Consider the following 22856-nt stretch of genomic DNA (forward strand, 5'->3'; position numbering starts at 1 on the left):
TTTAGAGCTAAGATGCCGGTAGATTTGATAACCGCAGGGACCGGCTTCATAGACGAATCGAAGTTCAACTGTTTTGGATCGCAACTTCTCAATAACTTTGTTTAATGCATCGAGCGTGCTGTCGATTTTCCCGTAGGATCTTACTTTATCGTTTGATCGACCAGGTGCTAATGCAACGTCAATCGTGTTTTGGTGGACATCCAACCCAATGTATAATACTTTTGTCTTCATGGCCTGCCTCCTTGGTTGTGGCTCTGAGCCGTTATGACCGAATGGTTCACACAGCTTAACCCATGTCGCAAGGGGCAGGCCTTTCAAATATTATGTCTATTAGTCCCTCCATGAGCACAAAAGTGGCCGACCACTAAATCTGGTGGTTGCCCTTTTTCGACGATTGGTTGATTTTCAATTGGATATCGCAAGGAAAATCTGAGAGTGATTTATCCAACGCATCGTAGCAAAGGAACCCATCACCACGATGGCAATATCCTTGTCACCGATGTTCGCCTGAACAGCGAAGGCGGGCCTGGCGGGCAGCCCGAACGACACCGACCGCTCAAATCCCCAGGTAGGCCTCTTTTATATGGGGATCGGCGAGCAAGTCGGCAGCGGCGCCCTCCATGGCCACGCGGCCATGCTCGAGCACATATCCGCGGTCGCTCAGGGAGAGGGAGTGGTTGACATCCTGCTCCACCAGGAGCACGGTGGTGCCCTGGTCGGCAATTTTACGAATGGTCTCGAAGATGCTGTTCACCAGAACCGGTGCCAGCCCGAGCGACGGTTCGTCCAGCATGAGAATCCGGGGCATGGCCATCAGCCCCCTGCCGATGGCCACCATCTGCTGCTCACCGCCGGAAAGGGTCAAGGCCATCTGATTCTCGCGCTCGGCCAGTCGCGGCAGCATGGCGTACACCTGCTTCAAGGTCTCTTCCTTGTGCATGTCCGCCCGCTTGTTGTAGGCCCCCACGATCAGGTTGTCCTTGATGGTCATGAGCGAAAACAGGCGCCGCCCCTCGGGTACGTGGACGATCCCGCAGCCCACGATCTCCTCGGGCGGGAGCGTCTGGATCGGGCGGTCGTCGAAAATGATTTCTCCGCCGGCCGGTTTGATGAGCCCCGAAATGGTGCGCAGCAGCGTCGATTTGCCGGCGCCGTTGCCGCCGATGATGCTGACCACCTCGCCTTCCGCCACGTTCAGGGAAAGATCGAAAAGGACCTGGACATCACCATAAAAGGCATCGATATTCCTGATCTCAAGAAATGCCATACTCCGCTCCTAGATAGGCTTTGATCACGTTTTCATCGGAAGCCACTTCTTTGGGTGTGCCCTCGGCGATTTTATTGCCGAAGTGGATGACGACGATCCGGTCGGAAAGGGCCATGACGGCCCGCATGATGTGCTCGATGACGAAGATCGTGACCCCTTGTTGCCGGATGTGCTGGATGACGCCCACCACCTCGTCGACTTCGGCCGGCCGCAACCCGGCCATGACCTCGTCCAGCAGAAGCAGCCTGGGGTCGGTGGCCAGGGCCCTGGCGATTTCGAGCCGTTTGCGGTCGGCGATGGTCAGGTTGCCCGCTTTCATATCCTTCTTGTCGGTAAAATTCAGCGTGTCCAGCACCGTCAGGGCCTTTTCGCGGGCCTTCTCGGTCTTGTCGGTGGTGGCGAATGCGCCCACCATGACATTGTAAAGCACGCTTTTCGTGGCGAACGGTTTGACGATCTGAAAGGTCCGGGCCAGTCCCTTCTTGCAGAGCGTCCACGGCTTTTGCCGGTTGATCACCTCGCCGCAGAATCTGATCTCGCCTTCGGAGGGGGTATGCACGCCGGCGATACAGTTGAATGCCGTGGATTTGCCTGCGCCGTTGGGCCCGATCAACCCTAAGATTTCGCCCTCGTCAATGTGCAGGTCGAGATGATCGACCGCGGTCAGCCCGCCAAATCGCATGGTGATGTCGTTTACTTCAAGAATTCTCATGTACCACCCTCTTTTTGAAGCTATCCGCCAGTCTGGTGACGATGTGGCCATAAACCCGGGAAAGCGGCTCCTGAAGACCCCTGGGTTGGTAGATCATCACCAGGATCAGTACGACCCCGTAAATGATCAAATGCATACCCGGCAGCGAATCAGCGAAATAGATCCTGGAAAAATCGCTGACCGGCCGCAGCAGCAGCGCGCCGAGCACCGGACCGGCAATGGACCCCCTGCCCCCGATCAGGGCAATGAAGGCGATCTCGAACGACGTGTCCAGGGAGATGATGCTGCGGGGATGAATAAAGAGCGAGAATTGCGCATAAAAGGTGCCTGCCAGGGCGGTGAGAAACGAACTCATGGCCATGGCCACCAGCTTGGCCCGTGATACATTCACGCCCAGGGCCATGGCGGCCTCGGGCTCCTCCCCGCCGGCATTCAGGTAGTATCCCAGCTTGGACCTGGAGATAAACCAGGTCAGCGCCAATACGGCGATCAGCATCAGCAGGATAATATAGTAGTAAGGCTCCTTGCCGGAAAACATGAAATTGGCCAGCCCCGTGTTGAGTGGCGGGATCTGGAGGCCCCGGGGACCGTTGACCTTGAGCGGCCCGAGGTAATCGATATTCTCGACCATGACCCGGAAGCCCTCGGCAAAAGCGATCGTGGCCAGGGCGAAGTAGGCACCGCGCATCTTGAAGGTCGGCAGACCGATCAGCACCCCCACGGCCACGGAGATGAGGCCTCCGATCAGCATGCCGATCCATGGGCTCACGCCATACTGCAGGGAAAGGATGGTCGACGAATAGGCGCCGATGCCGATGAAAACCGCATGGCCCAGGGGCAGGACCCCGGCGAATCCACCGACCATGTTCCAGGAAGTGGTGAGGTAGGCGTAAAAATAAATCAGGACGATGATGTGAAGCCAGGTCGGGCTGTTGACGATCAGCGGCAGGCCGAATGCGAGCACCGCAACCGATACCAGCAGCACCTTGTTGATCGTGTCCTTGATCACCGCCGTGGCCATCGAATCGGCCGATTCCTCCGGCACCCCGGCATTCGCGCCTTCTGTTTCCGGCTTCTCAGGTGCTGTGAATTCCTTACCAGTCATATTTGACTCCGAACAAGCCCGAGGGTTTGATGAAAAGGACCAGCAGAAAAAGTCCGTACACAATGGCTTCGGTCCATGTGGCGGTCATGAACTGGGGCCCGATGGATTCGATGAGCCCGATGATCACGCCGCCGATGATCGCCCCGTGGATGCTTCCCAGCCCGCCCAGGACGACGATGATAAAGCCCTTGATGTCGAAGAGAACGCCCACGGTGGGGAAGATGTTGTAAAATGGAATCAGGGTGACGCCGGCGATCCCGGTCACGGCGGCCCCGATGCCGAACGCCAGATTGTAGATCTTGAATTGATTGATGCCGGAGAGGCTTGCCGCATCGCGATCCAGGCTGGTCGCCCGGATGGCGCGACCCGTCCGCGTGCGCTGGAAAAAGTAATAGACCCCGACGGCCGTGACGACGGCGGTCACGCATCCCCACAACTTGGGTACGGAAATGAAAATTTCGCCGATCTCGATCATTTGTCCTTTCAGGGGATTTTCCGCAATCGACCGATACTGGGGACCGAACAGCAGCAGGGTCAGATTGTCGAGGACGTACCAGACGCCGGTGGTCACGATGATCACCGTCAGCGGCTCGCGGACATCCTTTTCGGCTTTGAAAATAGGCTTGATCACAATATCCTGGAGAAAGTAGCCGAAAAGAAACATCAGCGGGAGGACGAAAATCAGGGAGAGATAGGGATGCAGCCCGGTCAGCGTCACCGTCCAGAAGGCAATATACATCCCGACCATCAGCAGGGAACCGTGGGCAAAGTTGACCACCTTGAGCACCCCGAAAATGATGGTCAGGCCGAGTGCGGTCAATCCATATATGGATCCCATCATGATTCCGTTAATTGCATCTTCGATGAAATAGATCATCCGTCCCTCCACTTCGCATGATTGGCGATCCTCGCCGAATCGTCGTCCCCATGGGGTTCGCCTATACCGAAAACCGTGATGCCGGGAATGCAGGCGCAATGGCCGCGGGCAGTGATTGAGCGGCATGCCGCACGATCATGGCGAATCGGCCGCTTTCTCGATCAGGGCCCCTGGCAGTCGGCCTCAAGGCCGCCACGACTGCGTCAGCCGTCCGCCCGCCGGCACTTCGCTTCCCATGGCCGCCACATTCGCGCGCATCATGGCGGCCATGGGGGCAAATATCGTCAGGGCTTGGGGAACACCGGTTTGTATCCGGCTCTTCTGGCGCTCATGGGCCAGCACGAGATCCGTTCCAGGCCATTGCCGATGTCATTGATCTGAACCATGACCAGGGAGGCATTGGCGTTCTGTCCGGTTTCGTCGAAGTTGACCGCGTCGTAACCGACGATCATGCCGGGCCCGTCCTTGAGTTCGATGTCGGCAAGCGTCTGCCGGATCTTGGCCGGGTCGAGGCTGCCGGCCTGCTCCAGGGCCTCCTTGATCAGGTACATGGCCAGGTAGGCGTCCACGGCCTCACCGGTCAGGTTGGTGCCGTATTTGTCTTTGTATCGTTGGTTGGTTTCTTTGGCACCGGCCTTGTTGACGTCGGTTTCCCACTCCACGATATCGAAGATGTACCGGGCATTGTCGCCGGCCGCCTGCATGAACGAGGGATCCGCATGGCCGCCGCCGCTGGTGATGATCGCCTTCAGGTTGACCTTGTACTCGGCCAGGGTGTTGGTCAGCAGAATGGCATCGGCGGCATTGGAGACCAGCATCAAAACGTCTGCCCGGGAGCGGCGGATTTTCTGGACCACGGGGCTCAGGTCGGTGGCGGTAGACGGATACGGTTCGTCCAGGACCACCTCATAGCCGCCTTCCTGGGCCAGCTGTTTCCACTGTCCGGCGAACCCTTTGCCCCAGTCGCCGTTTTCATAGACGAAGGCCAGTTTCTTGACCTTGGTATTGAATTCCTTTTCCATGTCCTTGAGAAACGAGAACTGATCCCGGGTCCACCACGAATCCTTGGCGGCGATCCTGAACACATTCTTGAATCCCTGCTCCGTAATCTTGTCCGACACGGACACCGGCACGATAAAAGGGACCCCATAGCGTTCGGCGACGGCCGTTGTCGGATAGGTGACGGCGGAGTTCCAGCAACCGGTGAGCACATTCACCTTTTCGGTATTGATGAGTCTTTCGGCCTCGGCCACACCTTTTTCGGGTTTCGACTCCGAATCGGCAAAGAGCAGTTCAAGTTTGGCTCCGCCAAGAGACTTGATGCCGCCGGCGGCATTGATCTCTTCAACCGCCATCTCCCGGGCGTTCTTGCCCTGCTGCCCGACGGAGGCAGACGGCCCGGACAGGGGGATGATATTGCCGATCCTGACGACGTCGTCAGCGGCCATCGCCGGTGCGGCGGCAACGGCTGCGATCATGAAAAAACCGATTCCCAATGTGGTCAGTATGCCCATCCATCGCGTACGTTTGTTGTTCATCTCCTTGGCCTCCTTGATTGGGTTGAGTTCCGCTGCTCTCAGCCTGCCCGGGGCAGGCCATCCAGGTGGGTGATCCGGATACACCATCCGATCGTTTGCCATAATGGCTATGGCAACAGCCGTGCCAACCGGCCGAGGGTGTCTCAAGCATCTGAATGTAAAGGGAATGAGCGGATCGAAGGGGATCGAAAGACCGGGGAATGGTCGGGCGGGTCAACGTGGCCGGTCAACCTTGGTTGACCCGGTCAACCAAGGTTGACCGGGTCAGGCTTTTCTTTTTTTGAGCCGTTTGTTCAAGGCCTGCTTGGAGATTCCCAACAATTTCGCCGCTTCGCTCTGATTGTTGCCGGAGGCTTCCAGGGCTTGGTCAACCGCATAGCCGGTCAATTGCGTGAGGGTGGGAAACTGCCCGAAAATCGACTCGAGGGAAACCGGCAGCCCTGGCGAGGACGTCGGGTTGCCGGGCGTCTGTCCCGGATGGAGCCGGTCGATGATGTCGTGCTCGGTCAACGTGTCTGAATGACACTGGGCCACCGCATCGTATATATACGTCTTCAGTTCGCGAACATTACCGGGAAAGGGCAGGGACGCAAGCACGTCCAACAGACTGTTGCTGACGATGGCGATATTCTTGCCCATGCGTTTCGCCGCCTGGTCCGCAAGAAAGGCGACCAGCAGCGGGATGTCCTCCAGCCTTTCCCTCAACGGCGGGATCCGGATCAGGTGGGTGGAAAGCCGGTAATACAGGTCGATGCGGAATTTATCCGCCATTCCGCTAAGATGGTTGACGGTTTGGTTGGTCGCGGCAACAACCCGTGCACGGCACTTTCTGGGGTGGTCGTCGCCGAGCGGGTAATAGACCCCTTCCTGGAGCAGTCGCAGCAGTTTGACCTGGGAGGTCTTGTTCAGATCGCCGATTTCATCCAGGAACAAGGTTCCCCCAGCGGCGCTTTCAATCAACCCGGTGCGGTCTTTTTCGGCACTGGTATAAGCGCCTTTTCGGTGGCCGAACAGGGTATCTGAAAAAAGCGTGTCATCCAGGCCCGACACATCCACGGCCACAAATTCTCCGTTACAGCCGCAGACATCATGAATGGCCCTGGCCAGCAACTCTTTACCGGAACCGGTCTCCCCCGTTATCAACACGGGCTGGCCGCTGGCGGCAATCGACTCGATATAGTGAAACAGGCTGATCATCATACGGTTGTTGGTAATGATGGCGGAAAAGTGTTCGGGGTGCCGCAGTTGCTTGTGGAAAGTGAGCCCTTTCAACGTCATGACTTCATTTCTCAACGACGAAATTTCGAGGGCGTTTCTCAATGCGGATCCGAAAGTCTCGAGATTGATCGGTTTGACCAGGTAGTCATGGGCGCCGAGCTTGAGGCATTCCACGGCCATTTCGATATCTGAATTGGCCGTACAGATGATCACCGGCGTCTGGGGATAGGTTCCGCGGAGTTCGGCCAGCACCGCTTTGCCGGGCTTGTGGGGCATGTTCAAATCGAGAAAAACGATGCTTGGATGGCGGTCTTCGAGCACGGCCAGCAGGTTTCTGCTGTCGCTGACCGTGGTGATATTTTTTATCCCCATGGACTGGAGAAGGAAGCTGTAGGCATCCAGTTCCGACTGTTCGTCGTCGACCAGGATGACGTGGGTCTGCACATCGGAGAAATTAAGCATGCCGTTTGCCTTTCAGGTCCGACAGGGGCAACCGTATCGTAAACCGGGCCCCGACGGGCAGGTTCTCGACCGAAATCTGCCCGAGCATTTCCTTTTCGACGATCCGCTTGGCCATGTAAAGCCCGATGCCTGTCCCGGTGGCCGTTCCTTTGGTGGTGAAGTAGGGGGTGAACACTTTGGTCAGCAGCGACTCCGGGATGCCGCAGCCGGTATCCCGGATCTGCAGGACGAGGGCGCTCGCCTCGGTCTTCACGTGCAGGTCGATCATCCGGGGAAATTGATCCTGGCCGGTTTGTTCAGCCTTCTCCTTGATGGCATCTTTGGCATTGGAAATGATGTTCACCAGAACATGCACGAATTCATTCTTGTAGCCGAAGATAAATCGTTCCTGGACTTTTGCGAGGTCGTTGATCTCCAATGTGATGGCATTTTGCCGCAGTTGGGGGTTGATCAGTTTCACCGCGCTTTCAATGGCATCCTGAACGTCAAAGGCCTGTTTGGACTTGGAGGGTCGGAAATATTGCCTGAAGTCATTGATGGTCAGGGACATGAACTGAATCTGGGAGTCGGCTTCCTTGACCAGTTTCTCGATGAATTCCTTGGTGATGAGGTGATTGTAAAAAGCACTCGGCAGGCTGGCGATATACGTGGACAGGGCATTCAAGGGCTGGCGCCACTGGTGGGCGATGGCGCTGAGCATTTCACCCATCGCCGCCATTTTTTGAACCTGGCGAAGCTCATGTTCGGCGTTGGCTCTTTTGGAAATATCCCAGATGCTGTAAAGGGTCACTGTCTCGCTGTCGAGCTGCAGGGTCTTAAGCCCCACTTCGGCGGGAAACTCCGTCCCATCCGAGCGCTTGAAGGCCCACTCGAAAATGACCTGCTCCCCGGACGCCAGCCGTTCGATGATCTGATCGAACTTCGATCGACTCTCCTGCCCATCCTGCTGAACATCCGATGACAGGTCCAGCATCGTTTGGCCGATAATCTGCGCATGGTCGTATCCAAACATGACCATCGCCTTTTGATTGCACTCGATGAAGCGAAAGTGCTTGCTGAGCATGATGGCATTGGTCGCCACGTTGAACAGGGTCTGGTAGCGCGTCTCGATCTCTTTTCTCCGGCTGATTTCACCGATCAGGTCTTTGTCCTTGCCGGATACGATTTCCTTGTGCTGCCTGACGATCCTTTCGAACCGCCTTTTGGATATCACCAGAATCAGGACACTGCCGACGACGACCAGGCACAGGAGCGCGATGAGAACCCCCAGTATCTTGAACACCATGCCCATGGCGAACAGCATGGCCGTGTTCTTGGCCAGCGTGTGGGCCTCTTTTTTCAGAACCGTCGTACACAAAAACCAGTCCGTATAGGTCAGTTTCTGAAAAGAGAGGATCTTGTCTTCTCCTCTGTACCGATAGTCGTATGAACCTGAACCGGCGGTATTGAAGACGGTCAGAATCTGATGCAGGCTTTCATCCGATTCCTGAATTTTGGTGGTCATCAGCAGGGCTTCATCCGGATGCACGAGCACCGTGCCCTGGTTGTCGATGATGAAGGTATAACCGGATTTTCCGATCTTGACGTTCATCACATTCTGCCTGAGCGTATCCAATATGATGTCCGCGCTGACCACCCCTACGAAGTCATTGTCCACGACCAACGGCCGGACAATGGCGATGACCATTTTATTGGTGGTCATATCCACATAGGGCGTCGTGAAGGTCGTGTGATTGTCGGCAATCGCCTTCTTATACCAGGGGCGAACCCTCGGATCATACCCGTCGGGAGGGATCCAGTCGGCACCGTCAATCATCGTGCCGTCCTTCAAACCGATATACACGTCGGAAAAGTTGCCGGCTGCCATGGCCATCTTTAACAGTCTGAGGATTTGCGGATTGTCGGCAATGGGGATCTGCTGCACGACGGCCGCCGTGGCATCGACGATCCGCACGTGTTGGGATAGCCATAGGTCAACGGTTTTCGCAGCACCCGCAGCAATTTGCTGCTGGTGATTGTCGATCGTTTTTTCAGTGACCAGCCGTGTGCTGTTGTAGGTTACACCGGCCAGGATCAGGATGACCACCAGCCCGATTGACACCCACACATAGGTTTTCTTGTGATCCATGATTTTTCCCATTGAACCCTCCCCGCGGCAAGCCGCGGGAAACCTTCACCGCAAGGACGAAAATCGATTTCCTGTTCGCTCGCCAACCCCGCCGCAAGCGACGGGGAACGTGCTCGCTGTCGCGGTTCAAGCGCAGTGACGGGCGGCTGTACCATCTCCAGATAGCGGGCGGCTATCCTGATCGACAAGCGCCTGCAACCGGAGCGGTTCCATAGGGCGCTACTGCGACGCGACCATGGTTTGGCGGCCTGCCGCGACGTCTATTCTCCCCTTCTCCTTTACAATGAAACCCTTCCCATAACAACAACCATGCCGACCAAGGCCCAATCATGACTTCACTCGAGGGTTTCATGCAGGCGGCAGTCAAGTTGAACCCTCCCCGCGGCAAGCCGCGGGGAATCTTCACCGTAAGGACTAAAAATCGTTTTCAGTTCGCTCGCTAACCCAGCCGCAAGCGGCGAGGAATGCGCTCGCTATCGCGGTTCAAATCGGTCTCTCCGGATTTTCCCTCCGATGCCCGTTGAGCGGCGGGCAGCCGGTTCGGGGAACCTTTCCGCCCACTCTCTTTAATTGTAAAACTTTTGTCAAATTTGAAATAACCATGTACTATCAAGATGTTGTGCGCTAACTGAAATCAGTCGATCAACCTGGCAATCCTAATCTTATTTTCTGATACCGGGGCGTACCATGCGAGAAGAATGCATCTATGCCATGCTGCGGGGCATCAACAGGCTCAGCCGCCTGTTTTATCGGTTCGACATCCGCTGGGTCCACCCGCCCCCCCCGCAGCCCTGGCGTGGTCTGCGCCTGGTGGTTTTCCTCAACCACACCAGCCTCTACGAACCCCTGTTCGTCGGCGGGTTTCCCGATGAATTTATCAGACGCATCGCCTTTAAGGGCCTCATGCCCGTGGCCGACAAAGCCACCCGGCGGCCTGTCATGGGGTTTTTTTTCCGCATGGTGGCCAAAAATGTAGTCGCCGTCACCCGCAAAAACGACCGCACATGGAATCAGGTACTGGCCACGATGAAGCCGGACAGCATGGTGGTCATCATGCCCGAAGGCCGCATGATGCGGGCCAATGGCCTGGACAAGGACGGCCGGCCCATGACCGTGAGGGGCGGCATCGCCGACATCATCGGCAGCATCCCGCAGGGACGGATGCTGCTGACCTACAGCGCCGGCCTGCATCACGTGCAGACACCCGGCCAACGCATCCCCAGAATCTTCAAGACCCTGCGCATGCAGCTGGAAACCGTTGACATCGCCGCCTATCGCAGCCGGCTGATGGACCGGCACGGACCGGACGGTTTCAAGAAAGCCCTGATCCGGGACCTTGAATACCGCCGGGACCGCTATTGCTTCGGCCTTACACCGGCACCTGCCCCGCTCTGTGCAGCCGCCCTTGGATAAGCACCGATACCGTCACATTCTGGTCCTGGCCGACATCGAGGGCAGCAGCGGCTGCGGCAGCTACCGGGCTTCATCGTTTCTGACCAAACCCTGGGCGCGGGCCTGCGCCGCCATGTCCCGGGATGTGGACGCCGTGGTCAAGGGCCTTTTCGATGCCGGTGTCGAGCGGGTGACGGTCAAGGACTTTCACCGCACCGGCTACAACCTCGTACCGGAGATGATCGACCGTCGCGCCCGGGTCGTCAGCGGTTATTATCAAGGTCCCGTGCCGGGCCTGGGTGATCCCAAGGACGCCGATGCACTGATGATGATCGGCATGCACGCGGCAGCGGGCACCCATGGATTTTTGGCCCACACGCTGACCTCGCGCCTGGCCTCGCTGACGGTGGCCGGCCGTCCCCTGGCGGAAGTGGAATTGTTCGCCGCATCCCTGGCGCCCCACGGCATCCCGGCGGTGTTCTTTTCCGGCTGCCCGGTGGCCTGCTCCCAGGCCAGCGAACGCATAACGGGGATTCACACGTTTCCCATCGACAAGACTATCCCGCCGGAAGCCCTGGATGCGGGCCGATGGCGAAACGGCCTGGCACGAACGGCCACTGAATCGCTGGCCGACGTTTCCGTGAAGCCGTATCGTCCCGCCGGCGCCTTCCATGCCGACATCACCATTCGGGACGGAGCGGCGGCTGCCGCAAAGATGGCCGACCCGTGGGGGTTTGAACGCTGCGGCGCAACGGTGCGTATCGACGCCGAGGATATTCACGATCTGTACACCAGCCTGATCCGCCTGTGCTACCTGCCACCGCTGGCCGAAAAGACCCTTCCCTACAGCCTGAATCTGTACAATCTGGTCGGTCGCCTGGGAAGAATATGGGTCCGCCGCCGGTTGAAGATCGAGTCCCGACATTGACACCCGGACCGCCTTCCTCTATACCTCCACCCGGAAAGAGATCTCTGCAACCCTGATGAAAATGGACCGTCGACTGGTGATGGCCTATTGAAAAATCAGATTTCAGACGGGTTTGTAAAAAGTTCGAGATCAAGGTGTGCAAATCCTGAGGAGTGAGGCGTACTTGCTGTACGCCGCAGTGACGAGGGATGCAGCGTAACGCAGATATCGGGGTTTTTACAAAGCCGTCCAATATAACTAAATGATTAGTATCGACAACCTGCACAAGAGCTTTGGCGGCCGCGTGCTTTTCGACGGGGTCAGCTTCAAGATCAATTCAAAGGAGCGCATCGGCCTGGTGGGGCGCAACGGCCACGGCAAGTCGACCCTGTTTCGCATCATCGTCGGCGACGAAGGCTATGATGAGGGGGCCGTCACCATGCCCAAAGGGTACCGCATCGGCCACGTGGAGCAGCACATCCAGTTCACCGAAAATACGGTGCTGGCCGAGGGCATGAAAGGATTGATCGCATCGGAAAAAGACCACCACTGGAAGGTGGAGAAAATCCTGGCCGGGTTGGGGTTCTCCGACGGTGACATGGTCAGGAGCCCCCATGATTTTTCCGGCGGGTTCCAGGTGCGGCTCAACCTGGCCAAGGTGCTGGTCTCGGAACCGGACCTGCTGCTGCTGGACGAGCCCACCAACTACCTGGACATCACCTCCATCCGCTGGATCGAAAATTTTCTGCTCTCCTGGCCCCATGAACTGATGCTGATCACCCACGACCGGGGGTTCATGGACAAGCTGGTGACCCACACCGTGGGCATTCACCGCAAAAAGGCCAGGAAGATCGAAGGCAATACGGAAAAATACTACGACCGCATCGCCCAGGATGAAGAGATTTACGAAAAGACCCGGCTCAACGACGAACGCCGCGAAAAGGAGATCCGCCTGTTCATCTCCCGGTTCCGGGCCAAGGCCCGACTGGCCAACATGGTCCAGTCCCGGGTCAAGACCCTGGCCAAAATGGAGAAAAAGGACAAGCTGGAGCAGGCCAAGAACCTGGAATTTTCCTTTCGCAGCAAGCCTTTCAGGGCCAAGCAGGTGTGCACCGTCGAAGGTCTCTCGTTTGCCTGGGGGTCCCAGCGGCCGCTTTTCCAAAACCTGGAATTCTCGATCCTGGCCGGGGAGCGGATCTGCGTCGTGGGTAAAAACGGCAGGGGCAAGACTACCCTGCTCAAGGTACTGGCCGGCAGCCTGCCCCCGGCATCGGGCAAGATCACCTACAACCCGCAGGTCGTTTCCGGGGTGTTCGAGCAGACCAACATCCAGAGCCTGGTGGACAGCCGGACCGTGGAAGAGGAACTCCTCTACGCCCAGCCGGACGTGGACCGCCAGAAGGCCCGCAACATCTGCGGGGCCATGATGTTCGAGGGCGACAGCGCCCTGAAGAAGATCGGCGTTCTCTCCGGCGGTGAGAAAAGCCGGGTGATGCTGGGCAAACTGCTGGTCACCCCGGTAAACCTGCTGATGCTGGACGAACCCACCAACCATCTGGACATGGACGCCTGCGACGCCCTGCTGGCCGCCATCGACAATTTCGACGGCGCCGTGATCATGGTCACCCACAACGAGATGTTCCTGCACGCCCTGGCCGACCGGTTGATCGTCTTCGATGACACCGGCGCCCGCATGTTCGACGGCAGTTACCAGGGTTTCCTGGAAAAGGGCGGCTGGGGGGATGATGCATCCATGACCCGCCACCGGGGCGAGGGTGAGGACGACCATGCACCGGCGCTGCCCCGGTTGACCAAGAAAGAACTCAGACGCCTGCGATCGGAAATCATCACCGAGAAATCCAAGGTGCTCAAGCCCATGGACGAAGCGATCGCCGCGGCAGAGGCGGCCATTGAAAAAAACGAGGCCCTGCTCGACCGGCTGAACCGGGAGATGGTCGAAGCATCCGAGCAGGGCGATGGCGCCCGGATCGGTCCCCTTTCCCAGAAAATCCAGGCCTGCCAGGAGATCATCGAAACCCGATTCGCCGAGATGGAGCAGATGGACGATCAGCGGCTGCGTCTGGAGAAGAAATTTGAAAAACGATTGGCCGAACTGGACGCCTGACAACTGAAGACCGATGACAGCGTTCCGATGCCCGAGGTCAACCATCGCCCTTTGAGCTGTTGAGAGATTGAGGAATTATGGGATTGAGGGATTCGGGAATTGTAGGAGCGGCTTCCAGCCGCGGTCTGTCATACAGCCCGATGCATGAACCTTAACCGGAAGAAACCGGCCCGCGCTACTTAAACGCCATAATTCCTCAATCCCTTAATTCCTCGATTCCATAATCATAAGCGTGCATTTCCGATACACTAGTGACAAAAAAATCGATTTTACTGATCTGCCCGCCGGTCTCCAAACCCTGCGAACCCCCGGCAGGGCTGGCCAAACTGGCCGGGGCGCTGCGTGCCCAAGGAGTCGACTGCCGGATCTATGATGCCAGTATCGATGCCATCCGGGGAATGCTCCACCGGCCGATAACCGCCGGTGACACCTGGTCCCGGCGGGCACTGGCCGGCCGGGCGGCCAATATCAACGCCCTGCGCTCCCCGGAGCTTTACCGCAACCGCGACCGCTACAAACGCGCCGTCATGGACACCAACCGGGTCCTTCACATGGCGGGCCGTGAGTTCGACACCTCCCTCTCCCTGTCCAACTATGGGTCTTCGGTGCTTTCGCCGGTTCGCAGCGCAGATCTGTTGCAGGCCGCCGAGCAATTCGAATCCAACCCGTTTTATTCCATCTTTTCAGCGTCGCTGTCGGATCTTTTCGACCAGCGGGAACCGGCGATCGTCGGCGTGTCGATCAATTTCATGAGCCAGGCCCTAAGCGCCTTTGCCATGATCGGGTTCATCCGCAGCCGACTGCCCCGGGCAACCATCGTCTGCGGAGGGGGCCTGGTGACCTCCTGGTTGAACATTCCCGGCATGGGCAACCCGTTTGCGGGGCTGGTCGACGAAATGGTCGCCGGCCCGGGCGAAGGCCGGCTGATCGAGTTGTGCACGGGCAGAGAAGTCATTGACCACTCCGTCAGCGGGTATGACTTTTCCTTGGATCTTCCCGACCGCTATTTCGCTCCGGCGCGGGTGCTGCCGTACAGCACCTCGAGAGGGTGCTACTGGAAAAAATGCGCCTTCTGCCCGGAAACCGCCGAAAATTCAGCCTACTCGGCCGGCAGCCCGCAGGCGACGGTGGACGATCTCAAGCGGATCGCCGAACAAATCTCGGCCGGGCTGGTCCATTTTCTGGACAACGCCCTCTCACCGCGGCTGCTGGGGCACCTGATCGACTACCCGCCCGGCGTGCCCTGGTACGGGTTCGCCCGGGTCACCCGGCACCTCACCGACCCTGACGTGGCAAAAGGCCTGAAAACATCCGGATGCGTCATGCTCAAGCTGGGGGTCGAGTCCGGTGACCAGGATGTGCTCGATGCCCTTGGCAAAGGCATCCACATCGATACCGTATCCCGCGCGCTGGACACCCTTCACCGGGCGGGCATCGCCACTTACGTGTATCTGCTTTTCGGCACACCGGCGGAAAACGAGCACAGCGCCGAACGGACGCTGGCATTCACCCTTGACCATGCACCGTCGATCGATTTTCTCAATCTGGCCATCTTCAACCTTCCCGCTTACAGCGACGAGGCCGGCGATCTGGATACGATGGATTTCTACGAAGGCGACCTGGCCTTGTATCGTGAGTTTGTCCATCCGCAGGGCTGGAGCCGGGACCGGGTGCGGCGCTTTCTGTCCAAGACCGTTAAACGCCATCCCACCATCCGGGCGATCCTGAACAACGATCCGCCTTTTTTCACCTCCAACCATGCCCCATTTTTCAATCTGCTGAATGGCTGAGGTCACGTTCCCGACTGCCCGTCATCGTGGAACCGCATCAGCGAGCGCCTGAAGCCTTCCCTTTTATGGTTTGACAAATCGACGGATTTGATCCAAATTGGTTCAACCAATTTGGATTGGTCCGTTCATCAACCCTGACTTGGTATTGGTTGTGAGATGACTGATTTGTTTTTCGTTAAATGGATCGTTGCGTTCTCCCCGATTTTAACCGTTCTGGTTTTGATGATTTTTAAAAACTGGAGCGGGTCGCGTGCCGGCGCCGCCGGCTGGCTGGTCTCGCTGATCACGGCAACCGTTTTTTTTGGCGCCCACCCCATACTAATCGCCCATTCCCAGGCCAAAGGCGCTCTGCTGTCCCTCAACGTGCTCTATATCATCTGGGCGGCGCTGCTCTTGTATAACGTGGTCAATGAAACCGGGGCCATCGAGGCCATCGGCATCGGCATCCAGCGCTTCAGCGGAGACAAATCCATCCAGATTCTGATCTTCGGATGGATTTTTTCGTCATTCCTGCAAGGCGTTGCCGGTTACGGCGTTCCGATAGCGGTGGTGGCGCCGCTGTTGGTGGGCCTCGGGTTTTCCCCCGTGGTCGCCGTTGCCGTTCCCGCGATCGGCCATTCATGGTCGGTCACCTTCGGTTCGATGGGGGCGTCCTTCCAGGCGCTCATAGCCGTCTCCGGTCTCAGCGCAACCTATCTTGCACCGTGGTCGGCCATCCTCCTCGGAATTACCACTTTCCTTTGCGGAATCTGTGCTGTGCACGTGTACGGCGGTTGGAAAATGACCAGGCACAGTGCGGTGGCGATCCTTGTCATCGGGACGGCCATGGCCGGCACGCAATACCTGCTTGCCGTTTCCGGGATGTGGACGCTGGGCGGCTTCGGGGCGAGCCTGGTGGGCCTGTGCAGCGGCCTCGTGGTCGCAAAACTGAAAATCTACAACCGGGTGCCGCCTTCGCAGACGCAATCGGAGATGGGACTGGGGTGGGCGCTGTCGGCCTATTTCATTCTCATCGTCATCGTCTCTTCCGGCGTCATGGTTCCCGCGGTCGAGGCCTTTCTCGGGCAGGTCAACCTGACGTTGGCATTTCCGGAGATCATGTCACTGAAAGGATGGGTCACCCCGGCCGGGAACGGCAAAGCCATCAACCTATTCGGCCATGGCGGCGCCTTGCTTTTATATGCAACCATTGTCGGTTTTTTGGTTTATCGTTCCAGGGGCTTTTATCGATCCGATGCCTTGAGGACCATCGTCCGGAAAACGATTAAAAGCGGTGTGCCCACCAGCCTGGGTATCGTCAGCATGGTGTGTTTTGCCATGATCATGGATCACTGCCAGATGATCACCGTCCTGGCTGAAGGGATAAGCCGGGTTTTCGGCTCGGTTTACCCCCTGGTTTCACCGTGGATCGGCCTTCTGGGCGCCTTCATGACCGGCAGCAATACCAACTCCAATGTTGTTTTCGGGGTTCTCCAGCAGGAGACCGCCCAGCTGGCCGGTCTCAGTGCGGGCCTGATCCTCGCCGCCCAGACAACCGGCGGCGCGCTTGGCAGCATGATCGCCCCGGCCAAGATCCTCGTGGGGTGTTCAACCGTCGGCCTCTCGGGAAAAGAGGGCCCGGTGCTCAAGGCGACCCTTAAATACGGGCTGTTGATAACCGGTGTCGTTGGTCTGGTCACCATGCTGTTTTCCTTTATTCGATGAACGGGAATGACATTTATGGAGAGGTTTTTGAAAAAACACGCTGATTCACTGAGGACCACGGCGCTGGTTCTGATGCTGGCAATCCCCTTTTTGCTCTATGCGGCTGCCATGCACGGCTCGATGCTCCAGGTAAAAGTGCTCATGGCGATATTTATCGCCAATATGCTGGTTGTCATGAAAAACGGCTGACCGTTCCTTTCGTGAACCGCGACAGCGAGCGAACTGAAAATCGATTTTTTAGCCTTACGGTGAAGATTCCCCGCGGCTTGCCGCGGGGAGAATTCAAAGGATCAAGAGGCGTCCGATGGTTGAAAACGCGGGAACAAACCTGACGAACTCCCTGAAAGCGGTTACCAAAACCAAGCTTCATGAACAGATCGTCATCCAGATACAGGCGCTGATCGATGAAGGACGCCTGAAGCACGGCGACCAGCTCCCGCCGGAAAGAGAACTGGCGGCGATCTTCAAGGTTTCCCGCCATTCCGTGCGCGAAGCCATCCGGATACTGGAACAGAAAAGAATTTTGAAAAGCAGGCCGGGGAGCGGGACCTACATTATCCTGGAAGAGGAGTCGTCTGTGGTCGATTTTCTGGCCAGGGCGATAAACCATGAAAAAAACACCATCGCTGAAATTTTCCAGTTCAGGGAGCTGCTCGAACCCCAGATCGCCGGACTGGCCGCCAGAAACGCGACCGAAAAAGATCTCTCGATTCTGCAGGAGATTCTTCAACGGCAACAAAATAATCTGGACGACAGCACCGCGTCAATGGATCTCGATCAGGATTTTCACCGCGCGCTGGCCAGGGCCACCGGCAACGCCGTCCTGCTGCAGGTCGTCGAACTGCTGGATCACATTTTCCTGAAAAGCCGACATGCCTATTCGCAGAGCCCGCAGAGAAATCGACTGTCCCTGAAAGGGCACCGGGAAATCGTAAAAGCCGTGAAAAGTGCGGATTCAAATACTGCAAGGCAATTGATGGCTGATCATTTAACTGCAATTCGAAACCTCGTCATTTCATCCAACGATCATCAAGCGGAGTAGATTAGACCACCATGTCAACAGGCTCAAAAACCGATCCGGGAAAAACGGAAGCGCCCCGTCGCGTGATCGTCGGCGCCCAGAGCAACGATCATTCGGCGCATCTTGCCGGGGTTTCGACCAACCGTTTTTTCACGGATGCCGACACCTTCGTCCGGGTGCAGCTCCTGGTCACCGAATACTACCGATTGGATGTTCTCAGCAATTTCTGGGACGTGTATAATATCGAGGCCGAAGCGCTGGGGCAACGGGTCGTTTATCACCCCGGCGGGATACCCGATACGGATCGCACCCGCCCGCTGATCGGGGCGCCTTCGGATCTGGATCGCCTTTCACCGCCCGACCCATACCGGTCCGGTCGAATGCCCTGGGTCCTGAAGATCAACCGCAATTTCCTGGACTTGGCAGGCCGGCTCGACCGGGTCTATTTTACCGCCCCATTCAGCCTGGCCGTCAACATCCGGGGATATGAGAACCTCGTTACCGACATGTTCGAAAGGCCCGCTTTTGCCCACCGGCTTTTCAAATTCCTTTGCGATGACGTGCTTAGTCCATACCTTGAAACCCTGCGAAAGGAAGCCGGCATCCCCGGCCTGATCATGGACGGGCGCGATGCATGGGCCTCTCCACCGATGATCAGCCTGGACATGATGGATGAATATGTGGTCGCTTATACGCAGCGGTTGAGACGCAACCTGGGTGGCAGTCTGATTACCCGGGGAAACTGGGGAGATGCCAGAAGCCGTGACCCCGAACGGTTCTTTTCACAAAAATGCCGCTGCAGTCCCGGTTCCCTGAGCGTGCTGGATCCCGACCTGCATGAAGTCGGGCCCGAGCGGGTGAAGCAATATGCCCGGCAACACGACCTGTCGGTGGCCGCCGGCATCGATGCGACACTGATCAAGGATGGACCGGTCGAGGCGATCGTGCAACGGGTCAGGCACTATATCGACAAACTGGCGCGGGACGGCCGCTGCATGATCCATCTGAACCAGATTGCCGCCGAGACCCCGCCGGAACACGTCCACGCCGCCGTGGCGGCGTGCCGCGCCTACGGCCGCCTGCCTGTTGCTGAGAATCTGGACGATGTCCATGTTGACATGCCCACAAGGGAAAGCTTTTCAGAATTTGTGCGCCAAAGAATGGGAGCCTCGGGCGTTTGACCGTACCCTTTTGCTTTCCGGCGGGGTGGGTTATTGCGCTTCCAGCAGCGGCAGGATTTCCAGCGGGTGATCGACCAGCGTCCGGCAACCGTTCTCCCGCAGTTCCTGCGGTCCCCTGAAGCCCCAGGCCGCACCCACGGCGTGCATGCCCGCGGCAAGGGCCGTCTTCATATCCACGGCGCTGTCGCCCACAAAAAGAAAAGCCTCCGGCGCCAGGCCCATCTGCCGGGCGATGTCCAGCGCCGACGCCGGGTCAGGCTTGACCGGGAAATGTTCGTTCTGCCCCATGACCACTTTGAAATCCCACCGGTCAAAATAAGCGTTTACGTAGCGCACGGTAAAATCATGCGGCTTGTTGGAGAGCACCGCCAGCGGCAATCCCCTGGCGTTGAGGTGGTCCAAGAGATCCGTGACGCCCTCGTATGGCCGGGTCTTGCGATTCCAGTTCTCCCAATAGATTTCGCGTGCACGGTGGACACAGGTGGAAAGCATTTCCTCGGAACGGCCCTCGATGGGCAGCGCCCGCGTGACCAGCATCCGGATGCCGTTGCCGATGAAGCGCCGGTAATCATCCATGGTGTGACCGGGAAACCCGTATTCCGCCAGCATCCGGTTCACCGAATCCCCGATGTCCGCCAAGGTGTCCAGCAGTGTGCCGTCCAGATCGAAAATGACGGCCTGAAAGCCGTTGGTGCGATGATCGTTCATGTTCACTCCAATTTAAAGGACGACGCTTACCCCTGATGCCATGGTTTTTCAAGTCCGGATCCTGTTGCCAGCTTTGGCCCTCCACCATCCATCCCCGGTCATCCGCTGTCGGATCCAAGCCTTAAAACAGTCCCCCAATGTAATACCGCGTGACCGATTTGCACGTGGGAGTGCTATAGGTGTCACCTTGACTTGAACGAGAACCATTGAATATAGACGCACAATAAATTAACATATAACTAATTCAAATAACGTATTAGTTAATTTATGGATCTATGGAAAACATCGGAAAACAGATTCGGCATCACCGTAAACAAAAAAATCCCACCCTCAAGCTTGTTGCCGAAAAAGCCGAATGCTCCGATGTATTTATTTCCCAGGTTGAACGGAGCCTTGCCAGCCCCTCCATTGCCACACATAAACGCATTGCCTGTGCCCTTTAGGTCAGCCTGATCACCCTGCTCCAGGCAGACGGCTCACTGACCCACTGGATTCGAACAGGGATAAAACGCACATCATGAGCGACACCCCCATACTGAAAATTGAAAATCTCGGGCACGCCTATGGCCGTTACATGGTCATCTGGGATATCTCCCTCGAGGTGGCCCCGGGTGAACTGACCGCGCTAATCGGACCCAACGGCGCCGGCAAGACGACCTTTTATAATTCCGTCTCCGGCGGCTTCCGCCCGACCGCGGGCAAGGTCTATTTCGACGGCAGGGACATCACCGGGCTGCCGGTCTATGCCAGCGTCCGCCAGGGCATTGGCTTGGTTCCCGAAGACCGTCGGATCTTCCCGGACCTCAGCGTCATGTAAAATCTGGCGGCCGCGACCCTTCCAGCGCGCCCCGGACAAAAGGCCTGGACCGAGGCAGACATTTTCGAGGTCTACCCTCTGCTGGTGAAACTCAAGGCCCACAAGGGCGGGGCGCTCAGCGGCGGTGAACAGCAGATGCTGTCCCTGGCCAGGGCGCTGATGGGCAACCCCCGCATGTTGCTCCTCGACGAGCCCTGCGAAGCCCTGGCCCCGACTATTGTCGAAAGCATCGGCGAGATCATCAGCTCACTGAAGACGGACGTGGCGATCCTTCTGACCGAACAGAACGCCCACTTTGCCCTGGGCATCTCGGACCGCGGATAGGTCATCGACAAGGGTCGGGTCAGCTACGAAGGCATGGCCGAAGAAAGGCCGCGAATGAAGAAATCCAGCAACGCTGCCTGGCGGCGTAGTCATGGTCAAGGGGAAAGAAACCCATGGGCGGAATCACGGGTCTTGAAGGCTTTACCGCCGTGACGTCAGCAGGGTTGAGAAACCCAATGGTTCCGGACCCGTACGGCGGATCGAAGTGCTATACACCGCACCCAATTTTCCTCACCCCCTTCCTTTGGAAACGGCAGGCAGGTAGATACGCACGCGGGTTCCCCGGTCCAATTGCGACTCAACGGATATCCAACCGCCGTAACTTTTGATGATGCCATATACTGCCGCCAAGCCCAGCCCCCGGCCAACTTCCTTGGTCGTGAAAAACGGTTCGAACACCCGTCTCCTGGTTGCTTCATCCATGCCCCGCCCGTTATCTTCAATGGCCAGAATGACATAGGGTCCGGGGAACAGTCCCGGGAACCCCGTTGCGTCCTCCCTGGTGATCAACCGATTCCTGCAGGTGATCTTTATGCGGCCTTTGCCATCGATCGCCTCTGCCGCATTGGAGAGGACGGCAGACAAAACCATCAGCAACTGGGACGAATCCCCCCGGGTTTTCAAGATGGCAACCGGCAGACTGGTCACCAAATCGATCGACGGGTCGAGGGTGTGTTGGAGCAGGGGCAGTGTGTTGCGCACGAAATCACTCAGTGAAACGTCCCTGCCCTCATAATTGCCTCCCCGGGCATAGGCAAGCAACTGGGTCGTCAACCGCTCCATCTGATCCGCTGATTTACGCATCGAGGAGATATACTGAGACGTTTTCTCATCCCTGGGCACATCCATTTCAAGCATGTCGAGGGTTCCCACGATCACGGATAACCCGTTATTGAACTGGTGGGCAATCCCACCGGCCAGATTGGCGATGGCCTCCATCTTTTGCGCCTGTTGCTGCTGCCACTCACGCTTCTTCTGTTCCGTGACATTGCTGACGATGATCCTGGACTGCCTGCGCTGGCCGTCGCTCTGACTGACAAGCATGCATTGCAGGTTGGCATAAAACTCGCTGCCGTCATTTCTCACCAACCGCAATCTATATGATTGCGCAGTTCCGGATTCCAGCAGGTACTTGTGACGAAGGTAGTAGACATCCTGGTCCTCGCGTTGGATGAAACGGCTGAAGGGTCTTCCCACGAATGCCGATCGCGGCATCCCCATCAATTCAGCGAAGGTGAGGTTGGCCTCTTGGATGGTTCCCTTTTCATTGGCCGTCAGGTAGCCGACCGGCGCGTGGTCATACAAATTGGAAAACCGATCCCGCGCCGCTTCGAGCGCTCCTTGGATGCGGCGCAGCTCTTGGTTTTGCATTTTCAACGCGCTCTGCCGCACGCGAAGCGCGTTGATCCTCTTCATCATTGCACCGGCCGACATTCCCTCCATGTCATCAGTATCGGCGGGAACGTCTTTTAGCTGCCTTTCGGCACGCGCCCTGAGTGTCGAGCGGTCTATTTTTTCATGGCCATTTTCCATTTTCGTTCCGTTTAGGGAAGCGGCCTCCGATCCGACCCGCGGCTCCG

The 22856-nt window shown here is 57.6% G+C and carries 17 protein-coding genes and 2 pseudogenes; 9 read left to right on the forward strand and 10 right to left on the reverse strand.

Annotated features, from left to right (window positions below; translation table 11 throughout):
• The 8 genes and pseudogenes from ACZCED_RS16815 to ACZCED_RS16850 form a co-directional block, all read right to left on the reverse strand.
• Positions 1–231 (reverse strand): annotated as a pseudogene (locus tag ACZCED_RS16815) (IS110 family transposase); the annotation flags it as partial.
• A gap of 325 nt (positions 232–556) precedes the next feature.
• On the reverse strand, positions 557–1267 hold the full coding sequence (locus ACZCED_RS16820; protein WP_464861247.1) for an ABC transporter ATP-binding protein: 711 nt from the start codon (positions 1265–1267) through the stop codon (positions 557–559).
• Complete coding sequence (locus tag ACZCED_RS16825) at positions 1254–1979, reverse strand: ABC transporter ATP-binding protein (protein WP_464861248.1); 726 nt, start codon at positions 1977–1979, stop codon at positions 1254–1256. The genes ACZCED_RS16820 and ACZCED_RS16825 overlap by 14 nt, the downstream gene beginning before the upstream one ends.
• On the reverse strand, positions 1966–3084 hold the full coding sequence (locus ACZCED_RS16830; protein ID WP_464861249.1) for a branched-chain amino acid ABC transporter permease: 1119 nt from the start codon (positions 3082–3084) through the stop codon (positions 1966–1968). The genes ACZCED_RS16825 and ACZCED_RS16830 overlap by 14 nt, the downstream gene beginning before the upstream one ends.
• Complete coding sequence (locus ACZCED_RS16835; RefSeq protein ID WP_464861250.1) at positions 3074–3961, reverse strand: branched-chain amino acid ABC transporter permease; 888 nt, start codon at positions 3959–3961, stop codon at positions 3074–3076. The genes ACZCED_RS16830 and ACZCED_RS16835 overlap by 11 nt, the downstream gene beginning before the upstream one ends.
• A gap of 284 nt (positions 3962–4245) precedes the next feature.
• Positions 4246–5499, reverse strand: coding sequence for an ABC transporter substrate-binding protein (locus ACZCED_RS16840; protein WP_464861251.1), 1254 nt, complete (start codon positions 5497–5499; stop codon positions 4246–4248).
• Positions 5500–5763: 264 nt separating this feature from the next.
• Positions 5764–7179 (reverse strand): sigma-54-dependent transcriptional regulator, encoded by a 1416-nt coding sequence (locus ACZCED_RS16845; RefSeq protein WP_464861252.1) that lies wholly within the window; start codon positions 7177–7179, stop codon positions 5764–5766.
• On the reverse strand, positions 7172–9319 hold the full coding sequence (locus ACZCED_RS16850; protein WP_464861253.1) for a cache domain-containing protein: 2148 nt from the start codon (positions 9317–9319) through the stop codon (positions 7172–7174). The genes ACZCED_RS16845 and ACZCED_RS16850 overlap by 8 nt, the downstream gene beginning before the upstream one ends.
• Positions 9320–9994: 675 nt before the next feature.
• Here ACZCED_RS16850 and ACZCED_RS16855 point away from each other — a divergent pair.
• From ACZCED_RS16855 to ACZCED_RS16890, 8 genes are all read left to right on the forward strand, one after another.
• Positions 9995–10720, forward strand: coding sequence for a hypothetical protein (locus tag ACZCED_RS16855; protein WP_464861254.1), 726 nt, complete (start codon positions 9995–9997; stop codon positions 10718–10720).
• Complete coding sequence (locus tag ACZCED_RS16860) at positions 10713–11627, forward strand: M55 family metallopeptidase (protein ID WP_464861255.1); 915 nt, start codon at positions 10713–10715, stop codon at positions 11625–11627. Before ACZCED_RS16855 ends, ACZCED_RS16860 begins: the two co-directional genes overlap by 8 nt.
• A gap of 241 nt (positions 11628–11868) precedes the next feature.
• Complete coding sequence (locus ACZCED_RS16865; RefSeq protein ID WP_462971966.1) at positions 11869–13731, forward strand: ABC-F family ATP-binding cassette domain-containing protein; 1863 nt, start codon at positions 11869–11871, stop codon at positions 13729–13731.
• 251 nt (positions 13732–13982) lie between these two features.
• A complete protein-coding gene (locus tag ACZCED_RS16870; RefSeq protein ID WP_464861256.1) occupies positions 13983–15521 on the forward strand; it encodes a B12-binding domain-containing radical SAM protein in 1539 nt (512 codons plus the stop codon).
• 156 nt (positions 15522–15677) lie between these two features.
• The gene (locus ACZCED_RS16875) at positions 15678–17225 is read left to right on the forward strand and encodes an L-lactate permease (protein ID WP_462971964.1); all 1548 of its coding nucleotides are present in this window, start codon (positions 15678–15680) and stop codon (positions 17223–17225) included.
• Positions 17226–17252: 27 nt separating this feature from the next.
• On the forward strand, positions 17253–17414 hold the full coding sequence (locus tag ACZCED_RS16880; RefSeq protein ID WP_462971963.1) for a hypothetical protein: 162 nt from the start codon (positions 17253–17255) through the stop codon (positions 17412–17414).
• A gap of 115 nt (positions 17415–17529) precedes the next feature.
• Positions 17530–18267 carry a FadR/GntR family transcriptional regulator gene (locus ACZCED_RS16885; protein ID WP_462971962.1) on the forward strand — a complete coding sequence of 246 codons (738 nt, stop codon included), beginning with the start codon at positions 17530–17532 and terminating at the stop codon, positions 18265–18267.
• Positions 18268–18278: 11 nt separating this feature from the next.
• Complete coding sequence (locus ACZCED_RS16890; RefSeq protein WP_464861257.1) at positions 18279–19427, forward strand: uroporphyrinogen decarboxylase family protein; 1149 nt, start codon at positions 18279–18281, stop codon at positions 19425–19427.
• 30 nt (positions 19428–19457) lie between these two features.
• Here the strand turns inward: ACZCED_RS16890 and ACZCED_RS16895 are convergent, their stop codons facing one another.
• Complete coding sequence (locus tag ACZCED_RS16895; protein ID WP_464861258.1) at positions 19458–20135, reverse strand: HAD family hydrolase; 678 nt, start codon at positions 20133–20135, stop codon at positions 19458–19460.
• A gap of 574 nt (positions 20136–20709) precedes the next feature.
• Here ACZCED_RS16895 and ACZCED_RS16900 point away from each other — a divergent pair.
• Positions 20710–21276, forward strand: a pseudogene (locus ACZCED_RS16900) (ABC transporter ATP-binding protein).
• A gap of 231 nt (positions 21277–21507) precedes the next feature.
• Here ACZCED_RS16900 and ACZCED_RS16905 read toward each other — a convergent pair.
• Positions 21508–22809 (reverse strand): two-component system sensor histidine kinase NtrB, encoded by a 1302-nt coding sequence (locus ACZCED_RS16905; RefSeq protein WP_462971959.1) that lies wholly within the window; start codon positions 22807–22809, stop codon positions 21508–21510.
• Positions 22810–22856: the final 47 nt, after the last annotated feature.

This window comes from Desulfosarcina sp., assembly GCF_055467485.1.